The organism is Noviherbaspirillum denitrificans, assembly GCF_002211445.1.
Lineage (GTDB): Bacteria > Pseudomonadota > Gammaproteobacteria > Burkholderiales > Burkholderiaceae_D > Noviherbaspirillum > Noviherbaspirillum denitrificans.
Map to the genome: position 1 here is coordinate 123,221 of NZ_LSTO01000002.1, position 12,925 is coordinate 136,145.

The 12,925-nt window shown below is 62.9% G+C and carries 12 protein-coding genes and 1 pseudogene; 10 read left to right on the plus strand and 3 right to left on the minus strand.

Going from position 1 to position 12,925, the window contains the following annotated elements:
• A pseudogene (locus AYR66_RS28555) lies at positions 1 to 103 on the plus strand (succinate--CoA ligase subunit alpha); the annotation flags it as partial.
• Between the two features lie 81 nt (positions 104 to 184).
• Here AYR66_RS28555 and AYR66_RS24130 read toward each other — a convergent pair.
• The gene (locus tag AYR66_RS24130) at positions 185 to 1,351 is read right to left on the minus strand and encodes an iron-containing alcohol dehydrogenase (RefSeq protein WP_088710116.1); all 1,167 of its coding nucleotides are present in this window, start codon (positions 1,349 to 1,351) and stop codon (positions 185 to 187) included.
• A gap of 443 nt (positions 1,352 to 1,794) precedes the next feature.
• Between AYR66_RS24130 and AYR66_RS24135 the strand changes: the two genes are divergently transcribed.
• The 9 genes from AYR66_RS24135 (at position 1,795) to AYR66_RS24175 (ending at position 10,926) form a co-directional block, all read left to right on the plus strand.
• The gene (locus tag AYR66_RS24135) at positions 1,795 to 3,126 is read left to right on the plus strand and encodes a beta-propeller fold lactonase family protein (RefSeq protein ID WP_141104306.1); all 1,332 of its coding nucleotides are present in this window, start codon (positions 1,795 to 1,797) and stop codon (positions 3,124 to 3,126) included.
• Positions 3,127 to 3,450: 324 nt separating this feature from the next.
• A complete protein-coding gene (locus AYR66_RS24140) occupies positions 3,451 to 4,632 on the plus strand; it encodes an ABC transporter substrate-binding protein (protein WP_088710117.1) in 1,182 nt (393 codons plus the stop codon).
• Positions 4,633 to 4,677: 45 nt separating this feature from the next.
• Positions 4,678 to 5,568, plus strand: coding sequence for a branched-chain amino acid ABC transporter permease (locus tag AYR66_RS24145; protein ID WP_088710118.1), 891 nt, complete (start codon positions 4,678 to 4,680; stop codon positions 5,566 to 5,568).
• Complete coding sequence (locus AYR66_RS24150) at positions 5,561 to 6,616, plus strand: branched-chain amino acid ABC transporter permease (RefSeq protein ID WP_088710119.1); 1,056 nt, start codon at positions 5,561 to 5,563, stop codon at positions 6,614 to 6,616. Before AYR66_RS24145 ends, AYR66_RS24150 begins: the two co-directional genes overlap by 8 nt.
• On the plus strand, positions 6,613 to 7,356 hold the full coding sequence (locus AYR66_RS24155; RefSeq protein WP_088710120.1) for an ABC transporter ATP-binding protein: 744 nt from the start codon (positions 6,613 to 6,615) through the stop codon (positions 7,354 to 7,356). The genes AYR66_RS24150 and AYR66_RS24155 overlap by 4 nt, the downstream gene beginning before the upstream one ends.
• Before the next feature lie 2 nt (positions 7,357 to 7,358).
• Positions 7,359 to 8,066 carry an ABC transporter ATP-binding protein gene (locus AYR66_RS24160; protein ID WP_088710121.1) on the plus strand — a complete coding sequence of 236 codons (708 nt, stop codon included), beginning with the start codon at positions 7,359 to 7,361 and terminating at the stop codon, positions 8,064 to 8,066.
• Between the two features lie 83 nt (positions 8,067 to 8,149).
• Positions 8,150 to 9,352, plus strand: a complete 1,203-nt coding sequence (locus tag AYR66_RS24165) for a cytochrome P450 (RefSeq protein WP_088710122.1) — start codon at positions 8,150 to 8,152, stop codon at positions 9,350 to 9,352.
• Positions 9,353 to 9,373: 21 nt separating this feature from the next.
• Positions 9,374 to 9,697 (plus strand): 2Fe-2S iron-sulfur cluster-binding protein, encoded by a 324-nt coding sequence (locus tag AYR66_RS24170; RefSeq protein WP_088710123.1) that lies wholly within the window; start codon positions 9,374 to 9,376, stop codon positions 9,695 to 9,697.
• Entirely contained in the window at positions 9,694 to 10,926 is a 1,233-nt protein-coding gene (locus AYR66_RS24175; protein WP_088710124.1) for an NAD(P)/FAD-dependent oxidoreductase, read from the plus strand. The genes AYR66_RS24170 and AYR66_RS24175 overlap by 4 nt, the downstream gene beginning before the upstream one ends.
• Positions 10,927 to 11,105: 179 nt before the next feature.
• On the opposite strand, the gene AYR66_RS24180 is transcribed toward AYR66_RS24175, so the two are convergent.
• A complete protein-coding gene (locus tag AYR66_RS24180) occupies positions 11,106 to 12,119 on the minus strand; it encodes an XdhC family protein (RefSeq protein ID WP_088710125.1) in 1,014 nt (337 codons plus the stop codon).
• A gap of 78 nt (positions 12,120 to 12,197) precedes the next feature.
• Positions 12,198 to 12,925: SDR family NAD(P)-dependent oxidoreductase (locus AYR66_RS24185; protein ID WP_088710247.1), on the minus strand; the 728-nt coding region annotated here is incomplete at its 5' end.

The window sequence follows — 12,925 nt, forward strand, 5'->3', positions numbered from 1 at the left end:
TGCGGACACTGCGCAAGCCAAGCTGGAAATCATGGAATCCTGCGGCATCAAGGTCACCAAGAACCCGTCCGAAATGGCCCGTCTGCTTAAGGCGATGCTGTGAATTCCGTTGAAGGATTGTCAGGGGGATGCGACACATGGCCACCTTCCCGCATGATCCGGGAGGCGCAGGCTTCACCGGGAACTACCATGCTCCCTCGAGCAACGTGACGATTTCACCGGCAGAAGTGATAGGCCTCGGATTTGAACGAACCCAAATGTTGTTCAAGGCCCCTAGCGCTATGGCTTCAAACTGGGAGCGTTCCACGCCCACGTCGCGCAGGCGTTGCGGCAAAGCAAGCGACTCGATCAGTGCGGCAACGCCTGCTGCGGCGTCTCCGTCTTGGCGTCCGAGTGCCGCAGCGATGCGTTCCTGCGCCGCGCCGGTGACACCGAGGTTGAAGCGCATGACGTGGGGCAGCATGATGCAGGAGGTATAACCGTGGCCCATGCCGGTTACTGCGCCCAGGCTGTGCCCGATACCGTGGCTTGCACCAAATGGAACCCGAAGGATGCCGAAGCTGGCCAGCCAGGCCGCCTGCATGCAGTCCAGGCGTGCTGCAAGATCGGACGGCTGCTCCCGGGTCCTCTGCAGGGAGCGGTTGAACAGGGAGAGCGCATGCAGTGCGGTTGCGTCGACCAGCGCCGAGGGCTGCCTTGAGCAGATCGATTCGACTGCGTGGTCGACGGCCCGAATGCCGGTGGAGAGCCAGAGCCGCTCCGGCGTGTGGAGGGTGATTTCCGGATCGAGGATGACGCTTGCTGCACCGATTTCACGTCCTGCATAGCCATCCTTGACGCCGCGAACCGGATCCACGCACCCGCCATAATTGGAGAACTCGGCGCCCGACAGGGTGGTTGAGACTACGATCTGCCGCAACGGCGGCGCCTTGACCGGGGGGAAATGGGTGTCGCCGTTGCCAAGCGGCCGGACGCGATAGGCGTCGAGTTCGTCAGGTGAAGTCAATCCATGCGCGAGGACAATCAGGACGACTTTCACCGTATCGATCGCTGTGCCGCCGCCAACGGTGACAATAAGATCCGCACTTGCGTCGTTGATGGCGCGGGCTGCAGCGAATACCGTCGCGCGCGGCGTATGTTCCACGCATTCGTCAAAAGTTCCGGCGTAGCGCGTGCCCAGTGCATTTCGTATGCGCGAGACGACATCTGTCTGGCGGTTGAGGGTCCTGCCGGTCACGATGAAGACACGCCGCGCTTCGCGCCGGCCGACTTCTTCCAGCACCGCCTCGGTCGCGGGCTTGCCCCAGATAACTCGGTCCTGGGCAAGAAATTCATGCATTCCAGCGTCCATCACAGGCTCCATCAATTCAAGGCCTCCCGCCGAGTTCGTCAAACTCGAGAAGAATCGCGCACCGGCAATCGCGGCCAAAGCAAATTGGAATCAATCCTTGCTCGTCATAGAGCACGACAAGGCTTTATTGTCAGACAATCAGATAATAAGAATTGCGTGTCAGGAAGTCAAGGGCGTGACTAAAAAAGCCATGATCAGGCTCCGGTCCTGCGTGAGGTTTTCTCCGGGTGGTGTGAAAAAGCCTCGATTGAGGCGTGCTTTGCACCTTCCTAAAATCGACCTCCAGCAACGGACGTTCCGTTGCGTCACCCGGAATCACTGCGACGGCCTCCCATCGCCGGCCGATATTGCCGCCCCTACTGGTCAACGCCGGCCGTCTCCCGTCCAGCGTTTTCCATATCTAAAGGAAGGCACTATCGATGATACTTTTCAGATGCATCAGGATGATTATCGGATCGGTGGCCGCAGCCCTGCTGTGTGCCGCGACGGCGCAGGCGGATCCAACAAACCGTACCGCACCGTTGGACTTCAAGGGGCGTGCCCTCGTTCTTGTCTCTGATGCCGACATGCTGGCGTCGGCCTATGTCAATGGCGAGCTTGGTCCGCGCGAAGGGACGGATGCTCTTTCGGTCATTCCGCTCGGCGCCCCCCCGAGAGAGCTGAAGGCATTCTCCGTGCCGGTCAGCAATTCGGTCGCCGGCCCGCCGGTAGCGGTGGCGACGACGCCCGACGGCCGCTTTGCCATTGTCGTAGAAACCTTCGGCCAGCGTCCCGACAACAACGAACGGCATCATTTTGGGGACCTCAAGCACGGCAACCAGATAGCGGTTGTCGATGTGTCCGACCTGCAGCGTCCCCGTGTGGTGCAGCGCGTGACCGGGCTTGAACGGCCGGATTCGGTCAGCGTCAACGCCGCTGGGAATATGATCGCCGTGGCCTTGAATCCCCAGGGAGCGGGTGGAAAAACGCCCCTGGCTCTGTACGAGTTCCGGGATGGCCGGTTGGGACCCGTGCAGACGCCACAGGTCCCCGGATGGGCACTGGGCGAGCGGCTGATACATGCGGAGTTCCACCCATCGTCCAACCTGCTTGCGCTGGTGAACGAGACACGCGGCGAACTCAGTTTCGTCACTGTCGGCGGCAGTCCCGGCGCGCGCACACTGGAAGCCCTCGGCAACAAGGTCCAGGTCGAGCGTGCGCCCTACATGGCGCGATTCACTCCGGACGGCCGGCATGTGCTGGTCAACGCCCTGTATTGGGGGCCGGATATCCAGGGAACCTGGAATGAGGCACCGCGAGGTTCAGTCGTGAGCGTCCGGCTCCATGCCGGAAAGGGGGCTGACGGATCGACGCGTCATGCCCTGGTATCGCGTGCCGTGACCGGGGTGAGTCCGGAGGGACTCGCCATCAGCCCGGACGGCAAGCTAGTGGCCACCGCGAACCTGGAACGCAGTTTCCTGCCCTATGACGATCCGCGCATCACCTGGTACTCGTCGGTCAGCCTTTTCCGCCTGGACCAGGATACAGGCCAGCTGCAACGGGTTGCCGACTATGCCTATGACGGCATCCTGCCCGAGGCATTGGCCTTCGACGCGTCCGGCAACTATCTCGCCGTTGTGACCTTCGATCACTTCGATGATTCCGACGCCGGAGGAAGCGTCGACTTCTGGCGCATCGCGCGGGACAGCCTCGACGCGCACCGCGTGGAACTGGTAATGACGCCGTATCGCGTCAAGGTTCAGCGCGGCCCGCATTCAATGGTGCTGGTGCGCTGAATCGGCGTCAGTTTCCCTCGCGCGGCGTGAGCACACTTCACGCCGCGTTTGCCTTACCGTTCTGTTCAATTTTTCTTCATCTGCAGCAGCTGGTACACACGTGCCGCGAGACGCACGGGTGCATGTTTCACGTGAGCTTTTCTCGCACAGCGTGACTAATTATCGATTGTTGCGCACCAGCCTGTTTTCTAGAATTCAATCGCACAACGACGGGTATGCGCACCTCGCCAGGCGCACCGGATCCGATCGATGCAAGTGATGACCGCGCCGCCGCAACGTGTGCCAGCGGTTCCAGTCAACTTACGAACACCACCAGGAGACATCATGAAAAAAGCCAGGGCAGCAAGCCTTGCCACCGCCGCCGTTCTCGCCATCTCCGCCTCCGCAGCTTTCTCGGCAAGCAATCCCCCGATCAAGATCGGCGTCGTGACCTCCCTGTCGGGTACGCTTGCCGGCGTGGGACAACCGATCCGCTGGGGCCTTGAGCTCGCCGTCAAGGAAGTCAACGCGGCCGGCGGAATTCTCGGCCGTCCGATCGAGCTCCTCGTCGAGGACGAGGAAGGCAATCCTTCCGTGGCCGTGCAGAAGGCGGAGAAGTTGGTCCAGCTGCAAAAGGTCGACTTCATCACCGGCACCGTGAACTCAGGTTCGACGCTGGCGGTCGGCCAGGTCGGCGAGCGCAACAACAAGCTGGTGTCGACCACCGTGTCGTACGCTGATTCCATCACCGCGGACAAGTGCTCTCCCAATGTGTTCCGCGTCAACATCCGCGCGGAACAGCAGTCGGTCGCCCTCGCCGAATGGCTCGCCCGCACCAAGCCCAAGGCACGCGTTTTCTACATCGGCCCCGACTATGAAATGGGCCGCTCCACGGTCGCCGCGTTCAAGAGTGTGATCGAGAAGAAGGGCCTCACATCAGTCGGCGAATTCTTTGCGCCGCTCGACTCCAAGGACTACACCCAGTACTTCGGCCTCGTGCGCGCGGCGCGTCCCGACGTCATCTACACCTCCGTGGTCGGCAACGACACCATTCGCCTGTTCTCGCAGATGGCCGACTTCGGACTGCTGCAAGGCCTGACGCTGGTCGGCTCGGCTGGCGTGATCACATCGCAGAATATTGCGGCGGTCGGGAAGTCGGGGGATGGCTTTGTCAGCGGCAGCGGATACTCGCCCAAGATCGAAACCCCGGAAAACAAGAAATTCGTTGAAGCCTACCGAGCCGCGTACAAGGCCGATCCGGATACCTTTGCAGCCGACGCCTACGGGATGATCTACGCGTACAAGGCGGCTGCGGAAAAGGCCCGCTCCACCGACACCGACAAACTGCGTGCCGCATTCCGCGGGCTCGCCTGGCAGACGCCACAGGGTACGAAGACAATCCGTGCCGGCGATCACCAGGCCATGCAGGATGTCTTCCTGGTGGCGGTCAAGGCAGGACAGTTTGACGTGATCGGCAAGGTGAACGGGCCTGATGCCATCGGTCCCGATGCCTGCTCACGCTTCTAAGCCAACGCACCGCGCCACGCGGTGCACTTACAGCCTGCAACAATCATGAACGTCTTCGACTATCTCAACTTTGTCCTTGCGCCCCAGCTGCTGAACGGCCTCACCTTCGGCATCGCGCTGGTCCTCGTTGCGCTCGGGCTGACAATCATCTTCGGCCTGCTCGATGTGCTCAATCTCGGCCACGGCGAGTTCTATGCATTCGGTGCATTCTCGGTCATCGCACTGGCCGGCGCCGGCGTCAATTTCTGGGTGATCCTCGTCATGGCGCCCGTCCTGATGATTCCGCTGGCAGTGCTGGTGGAACGCACGCTGATCCGGCCGGTGTACTCGGGCGGCGACCGGCACGTAAGCACGCTGCTCGTCACTTTCGGCTTGTCGCTGGTGATGGAGGACGTCCTGAAGCTTGCATTCGGTCCGAATTCCCATCGCCCGGAAAATCCGCTGCCCGGTGCATCGAGCCTGTTCGGCATCGTCATGCCAAATTACCGGATCTTTCTCTGCGTGCTGGGCATCGTCCTCATCCTGGTCGTGGCATGGATCGTGTACCGGACCCGCTTCGGGTCCATGGTCCGCGCCGCGGCCTTCGACAGCAAGATGGCGGCCTCGCTCGGCGTCCCCGTCAGTGTCGTCTACTCAGCGACCTTCGCCCTCGGCGCCGGCCTCGCGGCGATCGCCGGCGTGCTGCTGGCGCCGATCTACTCCGTGTTTCCGACGATGGGCCGCGACTTCATCCTGATGGCATTCAGCGTGGTCATCATCGGCGGCATGGGGTCGATCGCGGGCGCTGTTTTCGCGGGCATCCTGCTTGCCCTGGTCGGCTCGCTCGCGAGCCTTGTCATCCCGCCGGTATGGGCGGAAACCCTGGTATTCGCCGTCATGGTGGTATTCCTCATGCTCCGGCCGCAGGGATTGTTCGGGAGGATCGGCCATGCGTGACCATTTCAGGCTTTCGATGCAGGCCAGCCACCTGCTGACCGGTGTGCTCGCCATTGCGTCCATCGTCTTCATGGGGTGGGGCGCCGCAGCCGGCGACACGTTCTACCTGCGCCTGGGCACGGAAGCGCTTATCTTTGCCGGCCTTGCCCTCTCGGTGGAACTCCTGCTCGGCTACACCGGCCTGCTGTCGCTGGGCCAGGCAATGTATTTCGGCGTGGGCGCCTATGTGTCAGCGCTCACGCTGATCGCGACCGGATCCTTCTGGATGGCACTGGGCGCGGCCTTCCTCGCCTCGCTGGCGGCATCCTTCGTCGGCGGCCTGGTCGCCAACCGGGTGCGCGGCGTGTACTTCGTCCTGCTTACCTTCGCGCTGGCGCAGGTCGCCGCCAAGGCGGTCTACAACACCAAGGCCCTGGGCTCGTCGGACGGCATGATCGGCATTCCCGTGCCAAAGCTGTCCTTGATCGGCTGGGATATTCCCATGTCGAATCCTGCAGTGCTCTTCCTGGTGGTCGCCCTTGTCATATTCGGGCTGTACGGATTCTGCTCCTGGCTGCTGAATACACCCCTGGGCCGCCTGTTCGTCGCGCTGCGCGCCAACGAGAGGCGGGTGCCTTTCCTCGGCTACTCGGTCTGGCATGCCAGGATGGCGGCCTACATGGTTGCCGGTGCGATCGCGGGCATCTCCGGTGCGCTTTACCCGATGCTGCGCGGCTTCGTTTCGCCTGAATTGATGTTCTTCACCACCTCAGGGAATGCGGTGATCATGGTCATTCTCGGTGGTGTTGGCACGCTCGCCGGCGCACTCTACGGTGCGACGATACTCGTCCTGCTCAAGTCCTTTATCAGCACCTACACCGAGCACCATCTCATCATCATCGGCGCCCTGTTCATCGCGCTTGTGCTGTTCGTGCCGCAAGGCATGATCGGCTGTATTCGTCCGCGCCTCATGGCGTGGCTGGAAAGGAGTGGCAGCCGGCCATCGCTTCCGGCGGCGCCGGTTGCCTCGGTAGCCCCTATCCGCGCAGCAAGGAGTGACCTGACATGAGTGCCAATACCCTCCAGATTCGAAACCTCACGCGCGCCTTTGGCGGCCTGGTAGCAGTCGATGACGTCAGTTTCGATGTCGCCCCGCGGCGCATCACCACGGTCATCGGTCCGAACGGCGCCGGCAAGTCGACCCTGTTCAACCTGATCAGTGGCGCGCTGTTGCCCGATTCAGGCAGCGTCCGGTTGGGCGCGCTCGACGTGACGGCCATGCCGCCGCAGCGGCGCCAGCGTGCCGGAATCGCACGCTCCTTCCAGATCACCAACCTGTTTTTCGGGTTGACCGTAGGGGAAAACCTGCGGCTGGCAGCGCAGGCGCTGGAATCGCGCCGCCACATGGTGCTTCCGGTAGGCCGTAGCCGCCGCGCGCTGGCCAAGGTCGATGAAATCATCTACCGGTTCGGCCTGGGCGAGAAGGTGAGGGAGCTGGCCGGCAACCTGTCGCATGGCGAGCAGCGCCGGCTGGAAATCGCAATGTGCCTGGCGTGCGAACCGCAGGTGCTGATGATGGATGAACCCACGCAGGGCATGAGCCATCACGACACCCAGGACACCGCCGAGCTGGTGCGCAGCCTGGCGCGAGACGTGACGGTGATGTTGGTGGAGCATGACATCGGCCTGGTCATGGACTTGTCCGACCATGTCGTGGTGATGCACCAGGGGCGCAAACTGGCAGACGGGGCGCCGCGCGAAGTTCGTGACAACCCGGCCGTCCAGGCGGCCTATTTCGGGAATCACTGATCATGCTGAAAGTAGACAACCTGCACACCCATTACGGCCCCAGCCATATCCTGCATGGCATCGCGCTGGAAGCGGCCGCCGGCGAAGTCGTCGGCATCTTCGGGCGCAACGGCGCAGGCAAGACGACGCTGCTCAAGACGATTGCCGGCTGGGTCAAGCCCAGCGAGGGAGGCGTCAGCGTCGACAAGGAAGAGATCGGTCATCTGCCGCCCGAGAAGGTGTGCCGGCGCGGCATCGGCTTCGTTCCGGAAGACCGCCGGATTTTTCCCGGGCTGACTGTGGAAGAAAACATCAGCCTTGCCCTGCTGCAGGGAGCAGGCATGTCGTCTGCCGAGGAACGGGCCTCGCTGGACCGCATTTACACGCGCTTTCCTCGATTGCAGGAACGGCGGAAGCAGATCGGCACATCGCTTTCCGGCGGCGAGCAGCAGATGCTGGCCATGGCGCGCGCCATCGTCTGCCGGCCGCGCCTGCTCCTGATCGACGAGCCGACTGAGGGGCTCGCCCCGATGATCGTCGATGAAATATTCAAGCTGATCGCCGAATTGCGCGCGGCCGGCACCACGATCCTCCTTGTCGAGCAGAACCTGCACGCCGCCCTCGCGGCATCGGACCGGTTCTACGTCATCGAGCGCGGGCGCGTCGTCGAATCCGGCGTGAGTCGTGTCGAGGCGGACCAGGAGCGTTTATATGCAGCCATTGCTGTCTAGCGCTACCATTCCTTCGGGAATGGAACGGTGCCGTTCGAGGCAGATGTTGGCTTAACGCAATATTGCAAACAGGGGTAACTACCATGACGCAAGCACTTCACTCCCCCAACGTCCCGGTGATCGATATCGATCCCTTCTCGGACGACTACGTTCTCAATCCTTATCCTTTCCACAGGCAGTTGCGCGAAGCCGGGCCGGTCGCATGGATGTCTTCCATAGGCACATGGGTCGTCTCTCGCTTTGCCCAGGTCCGCCAGGTGCTGGAAGATCCGGAAACCTACTGTTCCGGCGCCGGCGTCGGCCTTGCCAACTTCAAGAAGGAAAAGCCGTGGCGGCCGCCCAGCCTGCTGCTGGAAACCGATCCCCCGCAGCACACGCGCAACCGCGCCATTATCAGCCGCGCCCTGTCGCCGGCCGCATTGCGTTCGCTCCGCGAGAAATTCGAAGTCGAGGCCAATCGCCTGGTGGACGAACTCGTCTCGCGCGGCAGCTTCGACGCCGTCCGCGAGCTGGCGGAAGCCTTTCCGCTGAAAGTCTTCGGTGACGCGGTGGGCATCGTGCCGGACGGCCGCGAACGCCTGCTGCTCTACGCCGACATGGTGTTCAATGCCATGGGACCGCAGAATGAGCGCGTCGCGCGCGCGATGTCCCGCGTGCAGCCGGTTGCGGAATGGGTATGGGAATCTTGCCAGCGCAAGGCCCTGGATCCGGCCGGCCTGGGGATGAAGATCTTCGAAGCGGCCGATGCCGGCACGGTGAACGAACATGAAGCGGCCATGATCGTGCGGTCCTTCCTTTCCGCGGGTATCGATACGACAGCCAATGCCATCGGTAACGCGATTTATTGCTTTGCCAACAACCCGCAACAATGGGAACTGCTGCGCAACGACCCGAACCTCGCCCGCCCGGCATTCGAGGAGGTGATGCGGTTCGAGTCGCCGTTCCAGGCCCTGTTCCGCACGACTACGCGTAAGACGCAGATTGGCGACGTCGAGCTCGATGCGGACCAGAAGGTCCTGCTCTCACTTGGAGCGGCAAACCGCGATCCGCAGCAATTCCCCGATCCGGACCGCTTCGACATCACCCGGCCCAATCCCGGCCACGTCGGGTTTGGCGCGGGTATCCACGGTTGCGTCGGCCAGATGATGGCCCGCATGGAAGCCGAACTCGTGATCAAGGCGCTCGCGGCGCGCGTGAAGTCGTTCGAGATCACGGATGGCGCCATCCGCCGTCCGCACAACATCCTGCGCGGTTTCGAAACACTGCCGGTACGCGTACATACCTGAAAGCTAGGAAAGGAAACAGAAATGGTCCAAATTACTTATCGCAGCAGTGACGGCGCGCAACGCGTCGTCGATGTCCCGATCGGAACCAGCCTGATGCAAGGTGCGATGACGCACGGTATTTCCGGCATTGTCGGAGAATGCGGCGGTTCCGCCATGTGCGCCACCTGCCATGTCTACCTCGACCCCGCGGATCAAGCCCGGGTGCCGGCGCCGAACGCGGTGGAGCTGGAAATGCTCGACTCGGTGGCGGACGAGCGCAAGCCCAACAGCCGCCTGAGCTGCCAGTTGATTGCGTCGCCCGAGATGGAAGGACTTGTGCTTCACCTGCCTTCCCGCCAGGTATGAGCCGCACGATCGTCATTGCCGGCGCCGGGCAGGCCGGCGCGCAAACCGCGCTTTCGCTGCGCCAGGAGGGCTTCGACGGACGCATCGTCCTCCTGGGAGCGGAGGAAGCCTTGCCATACCAGCGCCCGCCGCTCTCCAAGGCCTTCCTTTCAGGGCAGGTCGACGAGTCCGGGATTGCCCTACGCGCGGCGAATATCTTCCTTGACCAGAGAATCGAACTTTTACTCGGCCGCCGGGTGACCGCGATCAACCGCGGCAATCGCACCATTGCCACCGAACGGGACGGATCGTTCGGATATGACCACCTGGTGCTTGCCCTAGGTGTCACCAACCGCGCGCTCACCGTTCCGGGGGCAACGTTGCAGGGCGTGCGTTACCTGCGCACCCTGGATGAGGCGAGGGCATTGCGAGAATCCCTGCCGTCCTTGCGGAATATCGTGGTCATCGGGGCCGGATTCATCGGGCTTGAGTTCGCGGCTGTCGCGCGCAAGGCCGGCATCGCGGTGCATGTCGTGGAAGCGGCTCCGCGGCCGATGGCGCGCGCCGTCAGCGAGCCCGTTTCTGCCTTTTACGAAGGCCTGCATCGCGCACACGGGGTGGAACTGACCTTGAATGCCTGCGTGACCCGCTTTGTTCCCGATGCTTTGGGAGAGAAGGTGGCGGCGGTCGAACTGGCGGACGGCAGGCAGCTGCCCGCGGATCTCGTACTGGCCGGCATCGGCGTCCTGCCGAACACCGAACTGGCAGAGCGCGCGGGGCTGGCTGTCCGCAACGGCATCCTGGTCAACGAGTTCCTCGTCACCAGCGACCCGGACATTTCCGCGGTCGGCGACTGCGTCCAGTTCCCGACACGCTTTGACAAGGACACCGTGCGCCTCGAATCGGTGCAGAACGCAGTCGACCAGGCGCGCTGCATTGCCGCCCGGCTCCAGGGTAAGGCCGCTCCTTATGTCGCCGTTCCCTGGTTCTGGAGCGACCAGTACGACGCAAAACTGCAGATTGCCGGCCTTACCGCCAGGCGCACACGCACGGTGGTCAAGGGCGATCCCGCGGCCGGAAGCTTTTCGGTGTTTTCGTTCGAAGGAGACGCCTTCCTCGGTGTCGAATCGGTCAACCGGCCGTCGGACCATATGGCCGCGAGAAAGATACTTGCCAAGGGAACCGGATTGACGCCCGGGCAACTGGATGCGCCCGAATTCGATATCAAGGCTTTTGCGGCAGCAAGCTAGCAGGTCATTCTTAATGGTTAGGGAATCGTACGGTGGGTAGAGCGCAGAGAAACCCACCGTGTACTCGAGGCGCGTCATTTCGGTGGGTTTCTCTGCGCTCTACCCACCCCGCAAATTCATCTAGACGCGTTAATTTTCATATCCCAATTGTCCAGCCGCACAGCGGCTGCCGCCGACTATCAGGCGGCTTTCGCCAGGCGTGGCTGGCGCAGCTCCTTGGCCGCACCGACCCGGATGATGTCGGGTATGTCGACGCCGTTGCGGGCGGCGGTGAGTTCGGCAAGGATGGAAATCGCAATCTCCGCCGGTGTCTTGCTGCCGATGTAGATGCCGATCGGACCGTGCAGCCGGTCAAGCTGGCTGTCGGTCATGTCGAAATGTTCCTTCAGGCGCGCGCGGCGCTTCGCGTCATTGGAGCGCGAGCCGATGGCGCCGACATAAAAGGCGTCCGACCCGAGGGCCTCCATCAGCGCCAGGTCATCGAGTTTCGGGTCGTGGGTGAGGGCGACGACCGCTGACCGGCCGTCGAGGCGCATGTCGGTGACGATGTCGTCCGGCATGGCATGCACCACATTGACCCCAGGCACATCCCAGCTTTCGCGGTATTCCTCGCGCGGATCGCATACCGTGACCTGGTACTCCAGCCCAAGTGCGATCTGGGCAAGGAAACGCGAGAGCTGGCCGGCGCCGATGATGAGCAGGCGCCATTGCGGGCCGTGGATGGTGACGAGGCGATCGTCGTCGAGATGCAGAGACATGCCGGGCCGCCCGGCAGACAGGGTGACTTGTCCGCTGCGCAGGTCGAGGGTGCGCACGACGAGTTCCCGTGCGGAAACACGGTCGAGCAGCTCGTCGATCCGGCTGTGGGCACCGAGCGGTTCCAGTGCCAGCTGAATTGTGCCGCCGCAGGGAAGGCCGAAGCGCCGCGCTTCCTCGCTCTTGATGCCGTATTTGACGATCTCCGGACGCTCCAGCGTAATGCCTTCCCGGCGTACGCGCGCGATGAGATCGTCTTCGATGCAACCGCCGGACACCGACCCCGCGACGTGGCCGGTTTCGCAGAGGGCCAATGTGGCGCCTTCTGGGCGCGGGCTCGAGCCCCAAGTCCTGACGACAGTCACCAGCTGGCAGCGCTTTCCTTCCCTGAGCCAGCGGCTGCAGGCCTTGAGGACTTCCAGGTCGATGCTGTCCATGATGCCTCTCCCATGTAGCGATTGCTGCGGGCGGCGAAGCGGCCTTGCCCTTCGCCGTCTTGCCGGATGGATAACCGTTTAGTGCATTACCACGCCGCCGTCGACCACAATGGTCTGGCCGGTCATGAATGCGCTGTCGTCGGACGCCAGGAAGAGCATGACGCCGGTCATGTCCTCCGGCACCGATTCGCGCTTGATCGCGCGCGTTGCGACGATCGCGCCCTTGGCCTCTTTCCAGTCCGCGTGTTCCTGCACATTGCTGCTCATGACAAGGCCGGGGGCAATCGCGTTGATGCGAATATTCTCGGGTCCCAGCTCGCGCGCCAGCGCGCGGGTCAGTCCCACGATGGCTCCCTTCGAGGCGACGTAATGGGCCAGCAGGGGCGAACCCTTGAAGGTGGTCGCGGAAGAAATGTTGATGATGCTGCCGCCGCCGGACTTGCGCATCGCGGGCAGGGCCGCCTTGATCGTCTGCCACGTCCCGCGCACGTTGACGGTCATCACCAGGTCCCATTCGTCGTTCGTGATCTCGGTGAAGGGCTGCATGCGCAGCTTGCCGAACAGTGCGGCGTTATTGACCAGCACATCCAGCCGGCCGAATGCCTCGACAGTCTTGGCCATCATCGCGTCCACGGATGCCTGGTTTGTGATGTCGGCAACGAGGCCCAGCGCTTCGCCGCCGGCCTCGCGGATGAGCGACACGGTTTCGGCGGGTTCTACCACGTCCGATACGGATACCTTGGCGCCGGCGCTGGCCAGGGCAAGTGCATAGGCGCGCCCGATGCCTTGCGCTGCGCCGGTGACGA